Consider the following 22,970-nt stretch of genomic DNA (forward strand, 5'->3'; position numbering starts at 1 on the left):
ACGCAAGAATTGCGTGAGAAGCACCGACACCACCGGCAAGACCTCAGAGGAGCTGCCGCGGACATCGGAAACATCGTCAGGACATTGCCGAACGCTTCGGAAACACAGCCATGTTTCAATATCGACATGCTGACGTTCTTCTTACAAGGTGCCATCGCTGGACTGGCCATCGCCATACCTGTCGGTTCGAGCTCCGCGCTGACCATGACCATCGGGGCACGCTACGGCTGGAAATCAGGACTGGCGGCAGGAGCAGGGTCGGGCCTGGTGCTGGGTGTCTTCGCATTCCTGGCTGTATTCCTGGGCAAACTGGTGTCACCTGTCATTCAGCGGATAGCACCCGTCCTGCAGTGGGTGAGCTTCGCTATCCTGCTGACTATGGGCGTCTTCATGCTGTTGGGCGCCATCAAAGCACTGAAGACCGCGAACAGCGGCGCGGAGGTCGAGTCCGACGATACGTCCGGCGGAGCCTTGAACAATCCATGGAAGGCCTTCGCGGTTCTGGTCACCGCGACTCTGGCCAATCCCGTCGCCATCGTGTACTTCGCCACGCTGGTGCTTTCCCTGCCACCGGGTATCAACAACCCGCAGAACGGCGTCATGTTCTGCTTGGGCGTGCTGCTGCCCTCCTTATGCTGGATGCTGCTGTTGTCACTCGCCGGTGTGGCGATCGGCATGGTGCTGAAGGGACGTTACGCCCAATTCGCCACCGGCGTGTTCGGCGGGTGCGCCATCATTGCACTGGCGGCGTGGAACGCCTTCTGAAAACGGTCGTCCAGAAGATAACTGCACTAAAAGGACAGCTTTTCAGAAGAATTATTACCGAATTGCTGTCCTTTTAGTGCAGTTATCTCGATCAAGCTCGATTATTGGCGATAGACCTTCGTATATGAGCCTTCGGCGCGGGGGCGGATGACCAGCGAATCGACATCCACGGTATCCGGCAGGTCAATCGCCCATCGGATTGACTCGGCGACATCCCCGGCATCCAAGGGGTCGGGCACACCGTCATACACGCCTGCGGCCTTGCTGGCATCCCCGCCGAAACGTTTGAGCGAGAATTCCTCGGTTTTGACCATGCCCGGCGATACGTCGATGATGCGGACCGGTTCGCCGATCTGTTCAAGCCGCAGCACGCGCGCCATCACTCGCTCGGCGAACTTGGATGCGCAGTAGCCTGCGCCCCCTTCGTACGGTTCGATTCCAGCCGTGGAAGAAACGATAAGCACCGTCCCCTCGGACTCCTTGAGCGTCGGCAGCAGTTTCTGCGTAATCCGCAACGTGCCGATGACATTGAGCTCATACATGCCGCGCCAATCATCGAGATCAGCCGTCGCTACAGGATCCTTGCCGATGGCTCCGCCTGCGCAATTGATCAGAGCCTTGACCGGCCCCTCGGCGACGATTGCCGCGACGGCCGCATCGGTCGAGGCTTCATCGGTGATGTCGCACACCTGATAGCTGGTGCTGCCACCTGCCGCTTCAATCTCTTTCGCGAGCGCCTGGAGCTTTTCCTCCCGTCGGGCAAGAAGCACGACATGCCATCCGTCTTTGGCGAGGACCCTTGCCGTTTCGGCGCCGATGCCGCTCGATGCTCCCGTCACCACCGCACGCTTGACGCTCGATGATGACGACCGTGTTGTTGCTGACGTCTCAGCCATATTGTTTCCTCTCTGTTCACTTCATTGGTACACCGCCGTATGCCGTCACGGGCACCCTACTGCTATAAGCCCAATTCCGAAAGCACGCCGTCGAGGATATCAATGCCCCTCTTGGCTTCCTCCGGGGTAATCACGCAAGGCGGCACCACATGGATGCGATTGTCATGCACATCGACCAGCAGACCGGCATCCATCGCCTTGCTGTGAATCGCCGACATCGTCTCACCGTCAAGCATGTCCTTGCTTTTACGGTCAGCGACCATTTCAGCCACCCACATCACGCCCTTGCCTCGGACGTCACCGATATGCTCGTGCTTGCTTTTGAGGTCGTTGAGTCCGGCGGAAATGACGTCCTCTCCGACGCGATGAGCATTGCCGACGATATCTTCCGCCTCCATCGCCTCCTGCGCCGCGACGATGGAAGCCATGGCCAGAGGATGGCCCGAGTAGGTGAGACCACCGGGGAACACCCGTTCATCGAAGCTGTGGGCAATCTCGTCGGAGAAAATCACTCCGCCTGCGGGCACGTATCCGGAGTTGCATCCCTTGGCGAAGGAGATGAGGTCGGGAACATAATCGAAGGCATCCAGTGCGAACCATTCACCGGTGCGCCCGAAACCTGCCATAACCTCGTCGGTAATCATCAGGATGCCGTATTTCCTGGTAATCTCACGAATACCCTTGAAATAGTCCTTTGGCGGCACCATGACACCCGCAGTCCCCGGAATGGATTCCAGCAGCACAGCGGCGATGGTGTCGGGACCTTCGAAACGAACCACCTGCTCGAAATGCTCCAAGGCGCGGGCGCATTCCTCATCTTCGGTCTGCGCGAAGAACGGGGAGCGATACAGATACGGCGTCATGATGTGCACATGTCCGCGCGAGAAGTCGTTCGGCTTCCTACGCCAATCGCCGGTGGCGGAGATGGCTGCTCCCGTGTTGCCGTGGTAGCTGCGGTAGGAGGAGATGATTTTGTCTCGGCCGGTGAACTGCCTGGCCGCCCGTATGGCGTTTTCATTCGCGTCCGCACCTGCGTTGGTGAAGAACACCTTGGAAAAGCCTTCGGGGGCACGCTTGGCCACCAGGTTCGCGGCACGGCCACGCGCAAGGTTGGCATACCCCGGCCCCAGGGTGCACATCAGCTGTGACTGCTCAGCGATGCCCGCGAGCACTTTCGGATGCTGGTAGCCTATGTTCACATTCACCAACTGGCTGGTGAAGTCGAGATATTCCTTGCCTTCAGCATCCACCAGCGTGGACCCGTGGCCCGTCACGATTTCGAACGGATGTATCTTCTTCTGCGCGCTCCAGGAATGGAACACATGGGCTCTGTCCAAAGCCACAGCGTCATCCCAAATCGCCGAATCCTCAGGAAATTCATGTCCCATTGTGCGCTCCTCACCATCTCAGTCACCGTATGCCGATGTGCATGATTCTTATCGGATGGCTTGATTCTTCGACATGAACATTTCTCGGTCATTTCACGGTCTGCGAGGAATGATGAGGGCGACACCGGAGACGCTCCTGCGGTGAACGCCACCGGAGCTTCGAGGTGAGTGGTCAGAAGCCGAGACGGGTGCGGCCGAACTGGTCAAGCCAGCGAAGGATCGAACCTTCCCTCAGCGCCCACGGGCATATCTCAACCTGTTCCACATCCAGCATGCACATGATTTCGGAGGCCACGATGCCGCCTCCCACGATCTGGACGGTCCGTTCCACCGTGATACCCGGCAACGCCACGCGCTGTTCCGGGGAGATGGCGGCGAGACGGGGAATCCAATCGTCCAGCTGCGCCCTGGTCATAATCCAGCTGTCACCGGAAGGAGTCTGCACGATATTGCCCGCGAGACGCGCCAATGACCGGAAGGTCTTGGAAGTCGCCACGGCGTGATCCGGGCTCTTCTCAGAGTCGAAGGCCTTGGCGATAGGCGCCATGATGTCCCGCACCTTTTCTCGCACCGATTCCAGTTCCTTGGCACTCGCCATGCCTTCGGGAAGAAGCTCACGCGTGATGCGACCGGCCCCTGCGGGCACGGACAGGGCAAGTGAAGGGTCTTCATCGGCTCCCAACGCGACCTCCAACGAGCCTCCGCCGATGTCCAGCACGAGAAGACGCCCCGCATCCCAGCCGTACCAGCGTCTCGCCGCAAGGAAGGTCAGACGGGCCTCGTCATTGCCCGACAGCACCACGACACCCTGCCCGATGTGCTGCTCGATCTGCTGCAAGATCTTCGAACCGTTCGGCGCCTCACGGATGGCCGAGGTCGCCATCGGCAGCAATTGCGTGACATTGTATTCCTCGGCAAGCTTCATCCCCTGGTCGACGCCTGCCAGAATCGCCTCGATACCGGCTTTCTTGATGCAGCCGTCCTCTTTGAGATACTGCATCAGCCGCACTGTGGACTTGGTCGAAGCCTCGGGGTCGGGCCTGGAACCGGGTGCCGCATCAACAATGAGCATATGAATCGTATTGGAGCCTATATCGAGCACTCCCAAACGGGTGGTATCCGAACGATGTTTAGCCATGATTCTCGACTGTAGCAAGCACCATCGCCGTAAGGCGGCCTTCATTCCTCAGCCATGTGGCGTAATCGTCGAATTCAGAGCACAAAACCCAGTTCCTTCGCGGCATCGCTGGGGGTAGGGTCATACGACCACAGTTCCTCGAGATTCTCGTTGGTCGTCAGACTGCGAATCTCCGCCTTGTCGATGTAGAGTTCGCCGGAGAGATGGTCGGTCTCGTGCTGGAAAATGCGGGCAGGCCAGCCATGCAGATGCTCTTCGTGCTGCTTGCCTTTGGCGTCCTCCCACCGTGCGGTGATGTCCAGCCAACGCCGACGGACCGCCTGATAGCCATCGAAGGAGAGACATCCTTCATAGAAGCTGCGCGTGGCATCGCCTATCGGCTCATAACTGGGATTGATGATCTCGTGGAAGGGCAATTCCGCTATTTCACGCGGATCGTCGTATTCCTCATCCTCTGCCGTGTCCACGATGCCCGCATCATAATCGTCGCCGCTCTCATCGTCGGCACGCACATGGTCCTCGACGACGGCTATGGCGAGACCCACACCAATCTGAGGACCCGCAAGCCCCACACCAGGAGCCTCGAGCATCGTGATGCGCATGGCATTGATAAGCCGGGCCAGGGTCCTTCTGGACAGCTGTCCGTCCACGCGTTCGGTTTGCTGACGCAGCACCACCTCGCCTGCCTGAACAATCGGCAGCAGATGCTTCCTTCCGGCATCGTGCAGCAACTGCTCGACTTCCTGATTCCACGTTGTGGCGTTTCGCACCGTCATCTCCAAATTCCTACAGACTCAATTCGTCGGCCACGACCTGCGCCAAACGATGGCAGACCTCGTCAGCCTGCTGCTGGGTCTCCGCCTCAGCCATAACACGGACCAGTGGCTCGGTGCCGCTCGGACGCAACAGCACCCTGCCGGTCTCGCCCAACAAGGCCTCTTCGCGTTCCACCGCAGCCTGCACCTTCGCGTTGGTCGGTGCGGCGAGTTTATCGACATTGGGAACGTTGATCAGCTGCTGCGGCAATTGCGGGAAGTCGGCGGCCAATTCCTTGAGGCTGCGCCCGGTACGAACCACCTCATTGGCGAGTGTCAGCGCGGTCAGAGTACCGTCACCGGTGGTGGCGAACTCGCGGTTGATGACATGGCCGGACTGTTCACCGCCGAGGGTGAACCCTCCACGCAGCATTTCCTCCAACACATAGCGATCACCCACACCGGTCTGCACCGTGGCGATGCCCATATCCTTCAGCGCGAGCTTCAACCCGAGATTGCTCATGACGGTGACCACCAAAGTGTTGTTGGCCAGCTTGCCCTCGCGCTGCTTGGCGTGGGCCAGAATCCCCATGATCTGGTCGCCGTTGACCATTGTGCCATCCTCGTCGACCGCAAGGCACCTGTCGGCATCCCCGTCGAAGGCCACTCCCATCACGGCGTCGGAAGCCTTCACCATGGCCTGCAGCTGCTCCGGATGCGTGGAACCCGCATGCTTGTTGATGTTGTATCCGTCAGGCGAAGCATTGATGACCACCACATCGGCACCCGCCTGGCGAAGGGCCTCCGGTGCCACCACCGATGTGGCGCCGTTCGCGCAGTCGGCGACGATGCGAAGGCCCGCCAAAGGCTTCGGTCTGGTCTTATCCGCGCCTGTCGGCGCAACGGCACTCACCAGGTGGTCGATGTACATATTCGTCGCGGTGACCGTGTCGTGGGACACACGTCCGACGCCCTCGCCGGTCGGCCGTTCCCACTCGGCTCCGAGAACCTTCTCGATTTCGTCCTCTTTGGTGTCGGCGAGCTTGAACCCGCCCCGGGCGAAGAATTTGATGCCGTTGTCGGGCATGGGATTATGCGATGCGGAGATAACCGCACCCATCTCGACGTTCAGCACCGACGTCAGATAGGCGATGCCGGGCGTAGGGATGATGCCGACATCGATGACATCGAAGCCGCCCGAGCTCATGCCCGCAGCAAGGGCGGACGCCAGAAAATCGCCTGAAACACGGGTGTCGCGACCTATCAGCGCACGTCGACGCCCACCGTTCTGGTCGCTGCTCCCCAACACCCGAACGGCCGCATCACCCAAATCCAAAGCCAACTGCGCCGTCAGCTTCCTATTGGCCAATCCTCGCACGCCGTCAGTTCCAAATAGCCTTGGCATCTTGCTCCTCGTCTCTGCGCTTATCACCACGATATATGGTAACCGTCACGATGCATATTGCTGCATGCAGTCGTGCAATCGACCGGAACTCTTCGCATTTGGCACGAATCGAACCATCACTGCTTGTAACCGCCGCGAAAAGCTCCGAAAAAACGGCACCGCCCTGCAAGGATGAACCATGCAGGGCAGTCCCGTCAACCGTTCCCGGCCGTCGTCACCGATGCTCAGGCGAGCTGCTCGTTGAAGCTGCGGACCTTGAGAGTACGGCGTGATTCCTCGGTGTTCTTGATGATCATGCCTCTGAGCGCACGGTCTGCATCCTGGTGGGATTCAAGCCACTGCTCCCCTGCCTTGACCAGCTTGGTCGGGTCGGCGTAACGCGGGTAGAGACCACGTCCGGAAAGCGGGTCGATGAGGCTTTCGGCGACGTGGAAGGACTTGTTCTTCCAAATCCAGTCGACGCTGTCGAAATAGCGCTGCACGTAATCGACGTACAAAGCCGGGATCGCGTTATCCGAGAATCCTCCGGCGACCTCCTCGATCTGCGAGTTCGTGAGCTTCTCATCGTGCAGGGCGGCATCCCAAGCCCATGCCTTCACCTTGTCGGTAGGCACGGAGGCCTTCGCACCGATGGCGAATTCCCTGTTTTCCGTGGTGTCCTTCTTGGACAGTTCGGCATCGATCTCACCGTCAGCCAGAAGGTCCTGAGCTGCGAGCGCCGTGATAATCGCCCAACGCAGGTTGTTGTCAACAGTCAGACCTTCAAGCTTGAGGTCGCCCGAGAGCAGACCGCGAGCATGGTCCTCGAAATCAGGGTCAACGCCATATCCGAGGTATGAACGCACCAGCTGGAATTGCTCGTCGGAACCGGCTTCGCTCCGAAGCGCCAGATCCCAGAGCTGCTGCGCGACGAATGAGAGCACGGTCTCGCGGCGACGTCCGGCCACATAGCTGTGGGCAGCGGTCGACAGCTGTCCGATGGCGTAGCGGAAGGTGGTCGAATGCTTTTCGGTCGACAGAGCCTTCAAGGACAGCCCGATGAAACGTTCTGCAGGGTATTCGCCGTCACGCGTGACATCCCAGAAGCTCAGCCACACCAATGCCCGGGCCAGTGAATCCTCGAAACGGTAGAGGTTTTCTTCGGCGAACTTCACCGACTCCTCATCGAGACGAATCTTCGTGTAGGTCAAGTCGTCGTCGTTGATTACCACGCAGGCGGGGCGCTTCTTGCCTACGACGGCATCCACCTGAGTGCTTTCACCGTCGACATCCAGCTCGAACCGTTCGGTGCGTACGACCGAACCCTCCTCGTTCAGATCGTAGAAGCCTACCGCCAAACGGTGAGGACGCAGCACCGGGTATTCTTCCGGTGCGCTCTGCGTCAAGGTCATCGAGGTGATGACGCCCTGATCGTCGGTCTGCACATCCGAACTGATCGTGTTGATGCCCGACTGCTCCAGCCAGAGCTTCGACCAGGAATTCAGGTCTCGCCCCGAAGCCGCGGCGAGTTCGGCCAGCAGGTCGTTCAGCGTCGCGTTCGCGTAGGCGTACTTCTCCAGATAGTTGTGGATGCCCTTGAAGAAATCCTCACGCCCGACGTAGGCGACCAGCTGTTTGAGCACGGAAGCGCCCTTGGCGTAGGTGATGCCATCGAAATTGACGTAGGTGTCGTTCAAATCGTTGATCGGCGCGACGATGGGGTGCGTCGTCGAGAGCTGGTCCTCGCGCAGGGCCCAGCTTTTCTCGCCGGAGCAGAATGTGGCCCAGTCTCCCGACCATTCGGTGGCCTCTGCGGTCGCCAAGGTGGACATGAATTCGGCGAAGGACTCGTTGAGCCACAGATCGTTCCACCATTTCATCGTCACATAATCGCCGAACCACATATGCGCCAGCTCATGCAGCACGGTTTCGACACGACGGTTTGCCACGGCATCGGTGACCTTCGATTCGAAGATGTACGAATCACGGAAGGTGACCATGCCGATGTTCTCCATCGCACCCGCGTTGTATTCCGGCACGAAGACCTGGTCGTATTTCGCGTATGGGTACGGCACGCCCCAGATGTTGGCGTAGAAGGCGAAACCCTTCTTGGTGATGTCGAAGAGGTACTCGGCATCCTTGTCCATCGCATCCTTGAGCGCCTGACGGCAGTAGAGCGCCATCGGCACGGTGCGACCGTCCTCGTTGGCGTATTCGCTCGTCCACTTGGCGTACGGCCCTACGGCGAATGAGGTCAGGTATGAGCTCATCCTGGGCGTGGACTCGAACACCCAGCGCCGTATGCCCTCGGCCTGACGGCCTTCTCCCAGCGTGCCGTCCTGCGTGAGACGATCGACGTTGTCGACCTTGGCAACCGGCATATTCGACACGACTTCCCAGCTTTGCGGGGCCTGGACGGTGAAATCGAACACGGCCTTGAGATCGGGCTGGTCGAATACCGCATAGACACGGCGAGCGTCCGGCACCTCGAATTGGCTGTACAGATAGACGTTGCCATCCGACGGGTCGACGCTGCGATGCAGGCCTTCACCCGTATTCGAATACTGGCAGCTGGCCACCACACGCACGGTATTGTGCTCGGCGAGACCGGATAGTTCGATTCTGCTGTCGACAAACACCTTGGACGCGTCGAGTTCCTCGCCGTTCAGCGTGATCTTCTCGACGGTGTTCGCGATAAGGTCCAAAAAGCTGTTCGACCCCTGCTCGGCGTCAAAAGTGACAGTGGTGTCAGAGATGAAGTTCCTGGGGCCGACGGTGAGATCGAGCTCCACCGCATAGTGCGGATCGGACACGACGGCACTGCGTTCCTGCGCTTCAACTCTGGTGAGATTTGCTCCTGGCATTGCACTCCTTTTGCATACATGTGCGGCTTCTGACCGCTTCCCCCGACTCTGGCCGGTCAAACATATTCGTCAGCTAGCCTATCGCGTTCTCAAACAAATGTCTGTTCCGACGAATGATCCGATGCGCACTTGCGGCCTTCTCCGTCCCCATCGGCACAGCTTCGGGTATTCTACGCACCAGGCACAGAGCACCAAGAGCACGCACCGCCCGCCGGCGCATCTGAAGGTGTGAAACAACAGGAACGCATGCCCGAATCAATGGACATGCGTTCCTGAAAGGACCCGCTATCGGTTATATTCAGTCCTGCTTCTGAACATCCTGAGCGAGATCCGCAACGACCGGCACGATCATCGGGCGACGGTGCAGCTTGCGCGACACCCATCCACCGAGCGTGCGGCGCATGATCTGCTGCAGCTGATAGGTGCTGCGAGTGCCCTGCATCATCGCATCCTGCAACTGCTGGGTTATCTGCTCGCGAACCTTGACGAATTCGCTCTCATCCTCGGCGACGGCATTCAGGAAGATCTTCGGCCCGGAAACCACGTCGGAGGACTCCGTATCTACCACGGCGAAGGCGGAAACGAAACCTTCGGAACCGAGAATACGACGCTTCTCGAGTTCGTCATCGGTCAGCTCACCGACCGAATCGCCATCGACATACACGTATCCACAAGGTACCGAACCCACCACTGCAGCCTGGCCGTGGTACAGATCCACCACATCGCCATCCTCGGCAAGCACCACATTCTGCGGATCGACTCCCGTCTTGACCGCAATCAGACCATTAGCCACCAGGTGACGGTTCTCGCCGTGGATAGGCATCGCGCACTTAGGCTGAACGATGTTGTAGAAGTACAGCAGCTCACCCTCGTCGGCATGTCCGGAAACGTGGATGGCGGCATTGTCCTTGTTGATAACGCGGGCGCCCATACGAATGAGCTTGTTGATGACGCGGTACACGCCATGCTCGTTACCCGGAATCAGCGAGCTGGCCAGCACCACGGTATCGAACTCGTTCACGGTGATGTCACGATGCGTGCCATCCGCGATACGACCCAGTGCGGCCATGGGCTCACCCTGCGAACCGGTGCACATATACACGATTTTGTCGTCCTGGATGTCATGCGCCTGCTTGAGGTCCACAACCGTGTTCTCAGGAAGATGCAAATAACCCAGATCAGAGGCGATGCCCATGTTACGAACCATCGAGCGTCCGACGAAGACCACCTTGCGACCGTTCTTGTGCGCGGCATCCACAACCTGCTGCACACGGTGCACGTGGCTGGAGAAGCTGGCGACGATGATCTTGCGCGTGGCCTCGGCAAAGGCACGATCCAGTGCAGGGCCGATCGTGGTCTCGGGCTTGACGAATCCCGGAACCTCGGCGTTGGTGGAGTCCACCATCAGCAGATCGACACCCTGCTCGCCCAGACGGCTGAACTCGCGAAGATCGGTGATCTTATGGTCCAAAGGCAGCTGATCCAGCTTCATGTCGCCGGTGTCGATGATATGGCCTGCCGGGGTTTTGACCGACACGGCCAGAGCATCGGGAATCGAATGCGTCACGGTGATGAATTCAAGTGTGAAGGGACCGACCTTCAGCTTGTCTCGCCCCTCGACCTCGACCTTGGTCGGGTTCAGACGATGCTCTTTGCACTTCGCATCGACGAAAGCGAGGGTCAGCTTGGAGCCGATCAGAGGGATATCAGGTCGCAGCTTCAACAGATAGGGCACGCCACCGATGTGGTCCTCGTGGCCGTGGGTGAGCACCAAGGCATCGACCTCATCGAGCCGATCCTTGATATAGCTGAAATCGGGCAGAATCAGATCGACACCCGGCTGCTCCTCTTCGGGGAACAGCACACCGCAGTCAATGAGCAGAATATGACCGTTGTATTCGATCACATTCATGTTGCGGCCGATTTCGCCCAGACCACCCAGCGGCACGATGCGCATGGAGCCCTTGCGATACTTGGGCGGCGGGACCAGCACGACTTCCTGCTGCTCTACCTTGTCTCTCGAATTGCGGGTGTTCCCCTGCCGCGAACGACCACGGCCGGCTCCCTTCGAGCGACCCTTCCCCGCGGATTGACGATTGTTGCTACGTGTCTTCGTTTCTTGTTCTTTTGCCATTCTCACTTGATTTTCTGTTATGGTGCCTCCGCCTGTACGGAAGCGACGTTCGACATTCGGCGAACGCGAAGTGCGTCAGAGGTGCCGCCTAGAGCAGACCCGCCTGAAGCATGCCTTCCTCTGCCTTGTCGAGTTCCTTCGGACCCGGCTCGACATTCGGCAAACGCATTGCAGCCGTAGGGATATACCCTTTGATTTTGAGTGCGGCCTTGGCCATAACCGCCTGATATCCGTCACCGTTCAACGCCTCGACGATCGGACTGAGGCGTTCGGCCAACTCCTGAGCCTTGCGGATATCGCCACGGTTGAAGGCCTGCACCAGCTCTTGCATGGGCTTTGCCGCCACATGCGCCGTAACCGAAATGATGCCTACCGCTCCGATGGACAGGAAGGGCAGGAACAAACCGTCATCACCCGAATACCAGGACAGTCCGGTCACCTTCCTTTTCTCGATGGCCGCCGTCAAATTGCCTGTGGCATCCTTGACAGCGCAAACACGCTCCAAGTCGGCCAACCTGCGATAGGTATCGAGGCTCACGTGCAGACCAGTACGTCCGGGAACGTCGTATATCACGATGGGCTTCTCGGCGACCGCATTGACCTGCTTGTAATGCTCCACCACGCCGTTGGCAGAAGGTCGTGAATAGTATGGCATCACGATCAACAGGCCATCGGCACCGGCTTCCTGAGTCATTTCGGCCATGCGCACGGTATGGGCGGTGTCATTGGAACCCGCGCCTGAAATCACCGGCACATCCACCGCAGCCTTCACGGCCCTGACCAAGTCGACCTTCTCATCAAGATGCGTCACCGGGGACTCGCCCGTGGTGCCGTTCACCACGATGCCATCGGCCCCGTCGGCGACCAAATGTTGGGCCAGGGATGCCGCGGCATCGAAATCCACCGAGCCGTCGGCCCTCATCGGAGTAGCCATAGCAGGAAGGACGCGTCCGAAAGGAGCCGCGTCCAGCAGTTGCATCTCACCGTCACTCATATATCTCAAGGTACTTCTGGGCTGAGACCAGAGCAAGTCATCCGAGGATTATTGGACAATCGCCGTATCGGAGCTTCATAGATCCAGGAAGGAGTCCAGACCTATCGTCAGACCGGCATGCTTGCCGGAGGCCACCTCCCGCACGGCCAGCATCACGCCAGGCATGAAGGAGGATCTGTCGAAACTGTCGGCACGGATGACCAGCTGCTCACCGGCATTGCCGAACAGCACCTCCTCATGGGCGTTCAATCCGCGCAGCCGCACCGCGTGAACATGCACCCCATCAATGACCTGACCGCGTGAACCCCCGTCGCTTTGCGTGTTGTCAGGGACTTCGCCGAGCCCAGCTCTGCGACGGGCCGCGGCGATGCCTTCGGCTGTGTGAATGGCGGTTCCTGAAGGAGCGTCGACCTTGTCGGGGTGGTGCAGTTCGATGACCTCGGCGGATTCAAAATACTTCGCGGCGATACCGGCGAAATGATCGGCAAGCACCGCCGATATGGCGAAGTTCGGTGCGATGAACACGCTGACCTCAGGGTGTTCGTCGAGCGCCCTGCGTACCTTGTCGAGTTTGTCGTCCGTCCAACCAGTGGTCCCGACCACGGTATTGACGCCTTGGCTTATCAACGCCAGCACATTATCTAAGGTCACCGAGGGAACGGTGAAATCGACCGCGACATCGGTGTTCTCCGGAGTGATAGCCGCCAGGTCGTCACCGGCATCCACGCCTTTCGCGAATTCCATGCCCTCGGTGCCCTGCACCGTCTTCACCACATTGCCGCCCATACGTCCATGCGCACCGACCACCGACACACGTATCATTCCAAAGCTCCATCCACTCGACAACCATGACCAAATTCCACCATACAGCCCCCGAAACAGAGATAACTGCAATAAAAGGACAGCAATTCGGCATATTGTTGGCGAAAAAGCTATCCTTTTAGTGCAGTTATCGAAACCTCGGCGGGAATGCGGACAAGATCAGGCTGCTCCGAGGTAGATGTAACGGGTGTCGTCAGCAGGCCAGAAGGGGTTTTCGTCATCGCCTGCGACCACGCAGTCGTCGGAAGCGGGAAGCTCGGCGATACGCTCGAGCTGCTGATGATCGTAGAAGCTGTAGTTGCAGCTGGTGTCGGTATGCAGGAAGAAATGCTCGACGCCGTAATCGCGAAGGCGCTGTTTCATGCGGCGGAACAGGGTGCCTCCAACACCATGCCCACGGGATTGCGATGACACCAGGAACAGCTGCAACTCGGCCTGGCTGCGCTCCTGCACATCGGCATCCTTGTCCATGCATACCTCGATACCATGCCAGTGCATCAGATCGGAAAGCGCGCGGCAGCCTTCGGAATTGGCCGACATCTGCGCATCCACGAAGTTGAGCTTCGTAACCGCCTCCTTAAACAGCACCGGACGGCCTTCGACCTTAAGCAACACCACACCCGCGATATGCCCGTCCAGCACCGCGACCTCGCCGTCGGTACTTTCGCACATATAGCGAAGCACGCTCCTGCGCGCGCTCAATGCAGCGATGGGCGTACCTATATGCGGCTCGATGCGGAACCACATGTCCTCGAAAAGTCCGCAAATCTCATCCAGATCCGACCAGGCAAGCTCACGGTATGTCACCTGGGCCTGCGCCGATGCCGAGCTGGTCTGCTCAAGTGAAGCGTCCATTGAATCCTGCATGGTTATCTGAATCTCCTTGTTATGCACTACCTGTATACCGCCACTTCTCATGTCCCTGGCGCTGTTTCCAGGCCAGGCCGAGCATGACGGACGACATTCCCCCACAACGCTTGCATAATCGCTTATGCCATCACCTTCGCGCCCGCAGGTGCAATCACCTCACCTGTGCAAGCACACGACGCTTCGCGTGTAACGGCTCGGCTCTCGCACTGCCAAAGCCGCACGCCACAGGTTAGCCCACGCAGCGTGACATGGGAAGCGCACGCCGGAAACGATGAATCAATCGTTGTCGGATGTCTCGGGGACACCAAGTCTGACGCTGTCCATAATCTCTTTGCGAGTGTTCCCGTGTACCGGTATTTCAGCGCTGTCCGCTGTTTCCTCACTCAGATAGTAGAGGCAAGCATCAATGCTGTCCAATTCCACGTCTTCGATCACGGAGAGCAGAAGACGGTATATTTCGAGCTGCATCAGCTTCCTGTCTCGCTCCGCAGCATTCCTCGGACGATGCCCGGTCTTCCAATCGACAATCGTGAAAGCCTTGGTGGGATCACTCTCATCGAGGCCTCCTTTGAACACGGCATCCAGTTTGCCGTTGACCACGGAACCCTCCAAATACGCGACAATCGGTCGCTCCACCCACAACGGCGTTCTTCGAGCCCAAGGCGATGCCGCCAAACGCCGCTTCCACAGCAGGAGCTGCCCTCCAGTGTCGGTCGTCGATGCCTGCCCCTGAGCCAGAGCCTGAGCCTGAGCCTGAGCCTGAGCATCATCATCATCGAGTTCATGCATCATGTTCTCGCGTACCTGCGCGGTATCCACCAAGGCGAGATGCCCACCTTGGATATACCCATCCCCAAGCCCCTCGTCCCCTAGGGCCACGGCATCGTCCGCAGAAGGCATCATGAATCTGCTCGCCCACTCGTGGAACACCGTTCCCGCCTGTGCGGACGGGGAGGACACCCGTGGAATCGGTCTGACTATGCCCTGCCAGTATTCCTGTTCGCGTGCTGATGTGAGCGCACCCGAACGCGCCTGGATGGCTGTCACGTTCTGTGTGCCATGCCGGAGAATCCTGCTGCCGATTTCGCGAAGTCCCTCGACGTTTCGAGGATCTATCGAAGGGCCGCCGAAACGTCCTGCCACAGCCTGCACGACTCGCTCCGCCTGCACGAAAAGCGAAGACTCATCCGCATCCTCGGCATTCGGCAGATCAGGCTCGTCATGAATCAGCCGAAGCGAATCCTGAAGCACCCGTGATACCGCGGGGCTCAACTCCACCGGCCATATGGCCGACGGGCGTTCGGTGACGCTGATCGACGGCGCCTCACGCTGGGCGGACAGCACGACAGCCGATTCGTACTCCTGTGCATCAGCTCCGACGAACAGTCCGACCGGTGGCAGGGCCTCGCCTTCAGCCACTGGACGACCACCGCCCGAAGGCACGCAACCGTCGTGATGCTGGAACAGATCATGCAGCTCCAGCCAGAAATTGGATGCCACATCGGCCATATCGACCTGCTGGTCGTCCAAAGCCGCCAGCGGATCACCAGGTGTCTGGGCGAAGGTCAGCAGAATGTCGTGCTTCGCACGGGTCAGCGCAACATACGCCAGACGCCGTTCATCGTCGTGCTGCCTGGCTCCGTATTCCTGCAGCTGCGTGAGGAATGTCGGAGCCGAAGCCTGCAGTCCCTCTTCGATTTCCTGCGCCGATTTGTATTCGCGCAACGCCCCGAAAGCCTCGTCCACGATGTCTTCGAGTTTCAGGGTCTTGAGACTCTGCACCGGATCGACTTCGAGTGAGACGTCATGGGGGAAGCGCGGCAGAATCAGTGCGTCGGCACGAACAGGGACCGGCACCGCCGTGGGATCACTGAGCCAGCTGTTCGCCGTCTGCTCGTATCTGGGTGCTGTCAGCCCAACGCCCTGACTTTGCTCGATACGCGTGATCTTCAGCTGGTCACCTTGTTTGCTGGGGAAGCTCCCCGATTTCAGCCCCACCAAAGCCACCGCGTCCCATTCGAGACCTTTGGCCTGATGTATGGTCATCAGCACCACATCGGCATGACTCTGCTGTGCCGATGAAGGTTCGTCCGGGCTTTTCCTGATGGAATCCACCCATGACATGAAGCCGTACAAGCTGGCGACCCTGTCCGAGGGCAGATCGGCCACGAAGGCGTCCACCAGGCCGTCAAGCGCGCCGAGCGTAGCGGTCGCCTCGCTTGCGTGAAGAGGGTCGTTCGGCCGTCGAATCATACGAGACAGCACCAGATCGATGTCGAGATCCAAGGCCTGCACTGCGCCACGAACCGCCTGCTTCACCCCCAGCAGACTTTGCGCCTGCGCCTGGCGCAACACTTTGGATGCCTTGCACAGCATGCGCCATCCCTCGGCGCTGAAACGCTGCCGCACCTTGCCGTTGGATGCAGGTGCGAAATACTGCTCATCCATCAGCACATCGATGAGAAACACGCCATCCGGCACCAAATCTCGATGCTGCCTCACCGCCTGAGCCATTTCGGAGCCATGCAGACCGCCAGGCACTACGCCAGCCTCCACAAGCGCCCTGTACCGGTGCTCGTTGTTGAGATCCTCGCACCAGCGCGCCAAGGCATCGAGATCACGCGGAGCAATCCGGTACCTTGTCGAGGCGAGCAGACGCATCAGCGATGCGGAGTCCGTATGGTTGCTGATGACGTGGAGCAGCGCCAGCACATCCATGATTTCGGGTTTCTCCAGCAACGCCGAGTAACCCACCACTTCGCAGCTCAGTCCCGCCGCCTGCATCGCCTCACGATATTGGGGCATGGCGGATTTGGAGCGGAACAGCACTGCCACATGCGGTGCGGCAAGGTCGACGTCGCTCCCCTTGCCCGGCTTCTTGCCGAATCGCGATATGGCATGCCTGGCGAAACGAATCACCCCGTCGATCTCCTGAGCGACGGTTCGATACCCCAGCAGACCCAGCGTGCCTTCGTCCGCATCATCACGAGGCCGAAGTTCGAGTACATCCACCTCACGCATCGTCGCGCTGGATGCCGGACCGTCATGTTCACGAAGATTTCGGGTCAGGGCGTTTGCCGCCTCAAGCACGATTCGCGGATTGCGGAAGGTGATGGACAGAGCGTTCGGGCTGCCCTGAACGCCGAATTGCCGTTGAAAGGTGCGGAAGGCTCCGGGGCTGGCACCTCTCCAGGCATAGATGGATTGGAAGGGGTCGCCGACGGCGGTCACCGACGTGGGCGCGGGGGCGGCTGCGGCATCAGTATGGAACAGGGCCGCCAGCAGCATCGCCTGCGTGGTGGAGGTGTCCTGATACTCGTCCAGAAACACATGCGAGAAGCGTTTGCGGTATTGGGCCCCTATCGAGGGAAATCTGGTCAGGAGCTGAAATGCGGCCAGGGTGAAATCGCTGAATTCCGCCATGTTCGCCTCGCGCTTGGCTCGCTGGTATTGCCTTGCAAGACCGAGCAGCAACTCGCGTTGACGGGTGACGCCGAGGAGTTCGTTGGCGTTGAACAAGTTCTGCAGATGATGCCGGTAACTCATCTGACGCAGCTTTTCGGCATAATCCGCGTCCGAATCCTTCTTAGCCCTCTTGGGTGCTTTGAGTTTGGCATCCGTCATCGCTTTTTCGGGGACCGTCTCGCCTGCGAGGCCCCGTTCAAGTGCTTCCAGGAAAGCGGTGTCCCAGGCGCTCACACGATCGGCGGCATCGTCGAAGCTCGGACAATCCTCGCTGATCATCGCGCTGGTGCACGCATGGGCGAGCGCCAGCACCTGGTCCACAATCGTGCCGAAAGCCAGCGAGGGCACACCCGCCACATCATCTGATGACGACTCCGCCTGCTCGACCCGCTCTTGTCTGAATGCCTCGAAAATGGCCTCGCTATGCTCGTGCACCACCGTGGAGGCGAGTTGATAGGCACCGGCATCACTCAAAGGCTGCGTCTGCTGGTCCATACCGACCAACAGCCCGTACCTGCGCACAATCGATTGGAAGAAGGCGTCGTAGGTGTAGACCTCCGGTTTCAGGAAACCACTGTCGGCATCGACCGGCTGGGCGGATGCCTGGGGTACGGAACCCTCAATCGCCTCGTCCCGGGCAAGCACCGCGGCGGAAACACGCGACAGCAGTTCAGAAGCGGCCTTCCTGGTGAACGTCAGCCCCAGAATTCTCTCCGGCGCGACCCCCTGACGGATGAGATTGATGATGCGCTGCGTCATCGTCATCGTTTTGCCGGAGCCTGCGCCTGCGACCACAAGCACATCGCCGTTGACCGGCGCTTCGATGACCTCTCGCTGTTCCTTGGTGCCTCTCATCCCTCATCCTCCATCACGCTGCCGTGTAAAGCCTTCCACGCAGGGCATCCATCGGCTCCGCCGTTGTGGCATCGGTCGGCATCGAACTGCGACAGTTCACTGCCCAGAGAAAGCTTGACACCCGCCGCATAGAACACTCGGGAAATCATCGTCATGGCCCAGATACCCTGTTGCCCGGACCGCTGCTTCACGAAATTCCATGTCTCGTCACTGACCCCGTGCGGAGTCTTCTCGGATAATCCCGTCGGCAACCCTTCGGGCACATACAGTCTCTCAATCTTCGCAGACGCCGACCTCGGCTCGAACACGGTGTTGAGCCTCCCATCGAGCAGCAGGGCAGGCTGGTAGCTCGCTTCCTCATATGTTGATGTGGCAGGTGCTTGAGCGACGGCCACATCGAACAGCACCGCTTGGGAGATGGTGGGTGGCTGATTCTCGACTGCACCGAAATACTGCCCCAACTGGTAGCACGCCAGCTGGAGGTCGGAGAAGACCTCCTTGCGCGGATGCGCCTTGCTTCCGGTTTTGTAATCCACCAGACGCGTGACCGGACGGCCACCGAGGATGCGATGCTCAAGACGGTCGATTCGTCCGGACAGCTTCACGCTCACCCCTTCGTCCATTGCAGTGGGAAAACCGCCTACGAGAGCCGACATCACCGCGAAGCATTCGGACAGTCCGAGCGGACATTCGTCGCCATAGCTCGCATTCCATATCGGCAGTATGTCCGCGACGGTCAGCTTCGCAGTGAAGGGCAGCTCGCATTCCACACTCTCCAGGCTCCCGACATCGATAGGGTATTTACCTGTTTGGGCGTACTCCTTGTGCACGCTGCGCACGAAGTATGAGGCGATGTTGCCCATGATTGTTCGGGCGTTGGCTTCGCGGCGCCGCAAATCGTAGCTCTGCTGGTAGTCGGGCGGACTGCTCAACTCTCCTGAGCACTGCCTGTACAGCTCCATCATGGCATCGGCGGTGGAGACAATCACCGCTTGCTGGCCTTCGCGCCGGACCCTCTCCTGAATTGTCTGGGCATCGTCCAGGCCTTGTTCGCTGGCCAACTGAGCCACATGATGCACCAGAGAACCGAAACTCATGTAGATAGACCCCGGCTGCGGGCCACTGAGCTGTCTGCCGACAACCCATTCGAGCGGGCATTCCCAGATGCTGTCCACCGCCGACGGCGACAGCGTCACCGTGGTCGAGGGAACGGCCACGGCCGCTTCGGCCTTGCCGTCGACCGTGCCATCGGCATCACCATCGATAAACGCCCACGCCCCGGGGTCGGCCGACTCATATCCCAAGCCCTCCAACAAGTGCAGGGTCCTTACGGCGTCCTGCACAGTGGCGTCATGAGCAATGTGGTCATGAGCAATGTTGTCAAGCCGCCCGTTCACGCTTGCAGAGCCGTCGGAAGCTTCATCGGCTTGTGTCGCAATACGCCGGCTTGATTCCCGAATCAGCACGCCACGGGCCAGAGTAATCAGTCCGCGAGGGCTGAGTTCCAACCCTCCGAACGCCGAATCCTTCCCGTCAAGTGCGCCCACCGCCGTGAAGCGTGCCTCCATGGGGTCCTTGACACGCGGGCACAGTTCGGGCAGATAGCCGAACATGAAGTCGGATGGAACCATATCGTCATTCCACACGGCGCTCCATACCACCCGTTGTGACGCTCTGGTCACCGCCATCAGGAGATTCTTCTTTTCCGCATGCAAGGTGCTGCGAAGCCGTCGGCCTGTCGATGAGAACGCAAAATCCTTCGACGCATCATGGAATCGCATCACCAGGTCGGCCAGGTCCTCCGTGCTGAACAGGGTGTCTCGTTGCGTGACGTTCGGCCATACACCTTCCTGCAATGCGGGCAGCCACACCAGAGGCCACCGTCTCGCTTCGGCCGCCGCACCGGCAGGAGTGGTCAGCGTGACCGCCTGTTCCACCGGACCGATATGGGCCAGCGAGTCCGCTTCTATCTGCATCCCTCGGACCTGCGCGATGAATGCATCGACGTCATCGAAGCTTTGGCTACCGGAAGCGAATTGGAACAGTCGCATCACCGCATCGAGTCGATCGTTGGCCAGTTCCCCCCTATGGGTGGCGGCCAGCGATTCACGTTGCCACTGCGAGGCGACACCGCAGGCATCCCAAGCCTGCCACAGCACGTATTGCGGTTCCGGCACATCCAGGGTGGCGAGCCCTCCGTCGATGGTGTTCAGAATTTCACATAAGCGGCCCAGAGCTGCGACATCCGGGTCATGTCCGGAATTCGACGCTATGGCAGCCATCATGCTCAGCAGACGGCTCTGCACCTCACTATTCGAAAGCACCAGCAGAACGTACAGGGATGATCTGCTCATGGCACCAGGCGCATCGCTTCCGGTATGACCGTCTGCCGTCAGTGAATCGTCCACGATGATGCCGCTGCCGGCGAAACGCCGTTGTCTGCGTTCGTCGATTGCCTGACACCACGCGTCCCAGGCGTGACGCAGTGCCAGCGCATTCGACGGGTCGGAGGGCTGAACGTCCTGCAAGGAACGCGGAGTCTCGTACTCTGAGCCTTCCAGTTTGGCCAGCGCCACACAGGAATCCATCAGCATATCCAAACGTTCCAGACGCACCGGCCGTTCACCGGAGGCATCGGAGAAATTCGTCGTGATCAGAGGACTGGAGAGCACGGACCTTACCAATGCTCGAATCCGCTGCGCCTGGGTGTCAGCGTCGGGGACGGGCAAGGTGTTGAAGGAGCCCGTGGTAGTTGCGGACACGGCCCCGAACGTGGACCTCGTGCCGAATTCATTATCAAGCTTGGAGGGGTCGTGACGACCTTCGGCCAGTTCGATGAGCGCAAACAGTCCTTGGACGGTGGGCTCTTCCTTGAGCGGTTTGGTGACCGAGGAGAACCGGACGGGCACGCCCTCTTCGCGCAGCCGTCGCCCGTAGGATTCGATGGTCGCATTGTCGTGGGCGATAACCGCCATATCGTTCCAGTCTCGGCCGTTGGACAGGCATTCGTGTTTGATTTGCCAGACCACATGCGCGAGTTCTTCCTCAGGACCATGGAAGAGATGCTGTTCGACGCTGCCGTCGCCGAGCAGGGGGTTGTTCGGGTTCAGAGGACGAATCGGCAGACTGCCTTCCCACTGCGGCAGTTTGCCCGGCCTCCTCGGTATGCCGACTGATTCTTCCTCCTCGCTCGGTATTCCCAGCGACACTCTCGCGGCGACCACGTCCAGATAGCTGCCGGCGTTGCGCAGAGCCTCGGGCGGCATCTCCGCCGATACCGGCACCAAAGGTCTGGAGGGCAGCACGACTCTTTTGGCGTCAAGACGTCCGAGCATGGCCGCATTCGTCAGAAGAGGGCTTTCTCCCGTCAGCCCCGTCAGCCGATCATGATTGACGAAATGCCCACCCGGAAGGGGTACGCCTGCTGCTCGAATGCCTGTGGTGACCCGCCTATCGAGATATTCGGGATAGGAACCCCTGAAAATCTGCACCGCCTCATCGCTGTTGCCGACCAGCAGCAGACGGCATTGCATGGCGGACAAGGCCTGCAATAGCGACATTCCCGCCAACGTGACATCCTGCCAGTCATCCATCACCAACAATCGGGGTATGCGCAGGCGCTCGGCGGTTGACCGCCCATCGCTTCCCTGCGCAGCCCGCCGCACCGCATCCGCGGCTTCCACAAGCAAACGCGACGAATCCAAACGCGCTTCGCCGCTATAGGCCACCTCGATATGCTCGGCATACTCACGCCAAAGCCGGAATGACAGACGCCACTGCAATTCGAGCGATGCACGCTCCTGGTCGGGCAGGGCGGTGGATGCCAGGGCCTCCACCACGTCATCCTCGTCGCCGAATTCAAGCCCGAGTTCGTTGACGCGGGCAATCGTGTCCCTGAGCTGCGCCACAAAGTCGGCTCTGATGGCTTCCGCCAACGTGGCAAGGTCCTCATGCACCAGACCCCTGCGGAACACACCGCCGACATCTTGCCGAGGCTGGTCGTCGCGTGACTCGTCATCCCGTAGCCTGTCGTGACCTTCACCCTGACGTCGAATCACCGGATTCATATCCCTTCCGGTGAGCATGCTGATCCATGAGGGCAGTCCCCCGTAATATCTGCGCAGCAAACCGCAAGTTTCACATGAATCACCCCTGAGCACATGACCGACATGCTCAGCCAACACCTTTCTCAGCAAGGCCTCCTGCTCGGCGCCGTTGAGCAGCTTGGGCGCAGGCAGATGCCTGGCTCGATGGTCCTCGGACAACAGGCGGAACGCCAGGGCCGACAAGGTACCCACGGGACGCGACTCGTCGACCACCCCTCGAGCCTCGATTACCTTGCGACTCATGTCTGCGGCGGCCTGACGTCCCAACACGACCATCACGGCGTCTTCGACACCGAATGCCTCGATGCCATCGAGTAGTGCCGCGAGCGCGAAAGCGGTTTTCCCACTGCACGGCGGGCCGGTAACCACCAAGGTGGACGTGGCTTCATGCTCATCGTTAAGCAGTTCACCGTTCAGCAGATCACGCACCGCATACCGAGCCTGCTCGCTGCCATCGTCCCCGTAATCAGTCATACCTCTCAGAATATGACCTGGTCTGGTCGCTCGTCTTGTCGGCAGCTGCCACGCAGCTGC

13 protein-coding genes are annotated in these 22,970 nt (G+C 59.7%); 1 reads left to right on the forward strand and 12 read right to left on the reverse strand.

Going from position 1 to position 22,970, the window contains the following annotated elements; all coding sequences use genetic code 11:
- The first annotated feature begins 126 nt into the window (after nucleotides 1–126).
- The gene (locus DB51_RS07930) at nucleotides 127–765 is read left to right on the forward strand and encodes a LysE family translocator (protein ID WP_156958285.1); all 639 of its coding nucleotides are present in this window, start codon (nucleotides 127–129) and stop codon (nucleotides 763–765) included.
- Between the two features lie 101 nt (nucleotides 766–866).
- On the opposite strand, the gene DB51_RS07935 is transcribed toward DB51_RS07930, so the two are convergent.
- From DB51_RS07935 to DB51_RS07990, 12 genes are all read right to left on the reverse strand, one after another.
- On the reverse strand, nucleotides 867–1,661 hold the full coding sequence (locus DB51_RS07935; RefSeq protein WP_034253088.1) for an SDR family oxidoreductase: 795 nt from the start codon (nucleotides 1,659–1,661) through the stop codon (nucleotides 867–869).
- A 62-nt stretch (nucleotides 1,662–1,723) separates the two neighbouring features.
- Complete coding sequence (locus DB51_RS07940; protein WP_034253089.1) at nucleotides 1,724–3,049, reverse strand: aminotransferase class III-fold pyridoxal phosphate-dependent enzyme; 1,326 nt, start codon at nucleotides 3,047–3,049, stop codon at nucleotides 1,724–1,726.
- Between the two features lie 172 nt (nucleotides 3,050–3,221).
- Nucleotides 3,222–4,187: a Ppx/GppA phosphatase family protein gene (locus DB51_RS07945; protein ID WP_034253090.1), complete on the reverse strand. Its 966-nt coding sequence runs from the start codon at nucleotides 4,185–4,187 to the stop codon at nucleotides 3,222–3,224.
- Between the two features lie 74 nt (nucleotides 4,188–4,261).
- Nucleotides 4,262–4,963, reverse strand: coding sequence for a peptide deformylase (locus tag DB51_RS07950; protein ID WP_034253091.1), 702 nt, complete (start codon nucleotides 4,961–4,963; stop codon nucleotides 4,262–4,264).
- A 10-nt stretch (nucleotides 4,964–4,973) separates the two neighbouring features.
- On the reverse strand, nucleotides 4,974–6,347 hold the full coding sequence (gene glmM / locus DB51_RS07955; protein WP_034253093.1) for a phosphoglucosamine mutase: 1,374 nt from the start codon (nucleotides 6,345–6,347) through the stop codon (nucleotides 4,974–4,976).
- A gap of 224 nt (nucleotides 6,348–6,571) precedes the next feature.
- Complete coding sequence (gene pepN, locus DB51_RS07960; RefSeq protein WP_034253095.1) at nucleotides 6,572–9,190, reverse strand: aminopeptidase N; 2,619 nt, start codon at nucleotides 9,188–9,190, stop codon at nucleotides 6,572–6,574.
- A 298-nt stretch (nucleotides 9,191–9,488) separates the two neighbouring features.
- Nucleotides 9,489–11,324, reverse strand: a complete 1,836-nt coding sequence (locus tag DB51_RS07965; protein ID WP_034253097.1) for a ribonuclease J — start codon at nucleotides 11,322–11,324, stop codon at nucleotides 9,489–9,491.
- A gap of 88 nt (nucleotides 11,325–11,412) precedes the next feature.
- Nucleotides 11,413–12,318: a 4-hydroxy-tetrahydrodipicolinate synthase gene (dapA, locus tag DB51_RS07970; RefSeq protein ID WP_034253099.1), complete on the reverse strand. Its 906-nt coding sequence runs from the start codon at nucleotides 12,316–12,318 to the stop codon at nucleotides 11,413–11,415.
- Between the two features lie 75 nt (nucleotides 12,319–12,393).
- Nucleotides 12,394–13,140 (reverse strand): 4-hydroxy-tetrahydrodipicolinate reductase, encoded by a 747-nt coding sequence (dapB, locus tag DB51_RS07975; RefSeq protein WP_034253101.1) that lies wholly within the window; start codon nucleotides 13,138–13,140, stop codon nucleotides 12,394–12,396.
- 159 nt (nucleotides 13,141–13,299) lie between these two features.
- Nucleotides 13,300–14,007, reverse strand: a complete 708-nt coding sequence (locus DB51_RS07980; RefSeq protein ID WP_156958286.1) for a GNAT family N-acetyltransferase — start codon at nucleotides 14,005–14,007, stop codon at nucleotides 13,300–13,302.
- 279 nt (nucleotides 14,008–14,286) lie between these two features.
- Nucleotides 14,287–18,330, reverse strand: a complete 4,044-nt coding sequence (locus tag DB51_RS07985; RefSeq protein ID WP_034253105.1) for an ATP-dependent helicase — start codon at nucleotides 18,328–18,330, stop codon at nucleotides 14,287–14,289.
- Nucleotides 18,327–22,910 carry a PD-(D/E)XK nuclease family protein gene (locus DB51_RS07990; RefSeq protein WP_162174633.1) on the reverse strand — a complete coding sequence of 1,528 codons (4,584 nt, stop codon included), beginning with the start codon at nucleotides 22,908–22,910 and terminating at the stop codon, nucleotides 18,327–18,329. Before DB51_RS07990 ends, DB51_RS07985 begins: the two co-directional genes overlap by 4 nt.
- Between the last annotated feature and the right edge of the window lie 60 nt (nucleotides 22,911–22,970).

Source organism: Bifidobacterium crudilactis (assembly GCF_000738005.1).
GTDB classification, from domain to species: Bacteria; Actinomycetota; Actinomycetes; order Actinomycetales; family Bifidobacteriaceae; genus Bombiscardovia; species Bombiscardovia crudilactis.

What these genes read in the sequence shown, in the direction of transcription:
- DB51_RS07945 (WP_034253090.1), bottom strand. Translation starts at nt 4,187, where the DNA reads ATGGCTAAACATCGTTCGGATACCACCCGTTTGGGAGTGCTCGATATA.
- dapA (WP_034253099.1), bottom strand. Translation starts at nt 12,318, where the DNA reads ATGAGTGACGGTGAGATGCAACTGCTGGACGCGGCTCCTTTCGGACGC.
- dapB (WP_034253101.1), bottom strand. Translation starts at nt 13,140, where the DNA reads ATGATACGTGTGTCGGTGGTCGGTGCGCATGGACGTATGGGCGGCAAT.
- DB51_RS07935 (WP_034253088.1), bottom strand. Translation starts at nt 1,661, where the DNA reads ATGGCTGAGACGTCAGCAACAACACGGTCGTCATCATCGAGCGTCAAG.
- glmM (WP_034253093.1), bottom strand. Translation starts at nt 6,347, where the DNA reads ATGCCAAGGCTATTTGGAACTGACGGCGTGCGAGGATTGGCCAATAGG.
- DB51_RS07980 (WP_156958286.1), bottom strand. Translation starts at nt 14,007, where the DNA reads ATGCAGGATTCAATGGACGCTTCACTTGAGCAGACCAGCTCGGCATCG.
- DB51_RS07950 (WP_034253091.1), bottom strand. Translation starts at nt 4,963, where the DNA reads ATGACGGTGCGAAACGCCACAACGTGGAATCAGGAAGTCGAGCAGTTG.
- pepN (WP_034253095.1), bottom strand. Translation starts at nt 9,190, where the DNA reads ATGCCAGGAGCAAATCTCACCAGAGTTGAAGCGCAGGAACGCAGTGCC.
- DB51_RS07990 (WP_162174633.1), bottom strand. Translation starts at nt 22,910, where the DNA reads ATGACTGATTACGGGGACGATGGCAGCGAGCAGGCTCGGTATGCGGTG.
- DB51_RS07940 (WP_034253089.1), bottom strand. Translation starts at nt 3,049, where the DNA reads ATGGGACATGAATTTCCTGAGGATTCGGCGATTTGGGATGACGCTGTG.
- DB51_RS07985 (WP_034253105.1), bottom strand. Translation starts at nt 18,330, where the DNA reads ATGAGAGGCACCAAGGAACAGCGAGAGGTCATCGAAGCGCCGGTCAAC.
- DB51_RS07930 (WP_156958285.1), top strand. Translation starts at nt 127, where the DNA reads ATGCTGACGTTCTTCTTACAAGGTGCCATCGCTGGACTGGCCATCGCC.
- DB51_RS07965 (WP_034253097.1), bottom strand. Translation starts at nt 11,324, where the DNA reads ATGGCAAAAGAACAAGAAACGAAGACACGTAGCAACAATCGTCAATCC.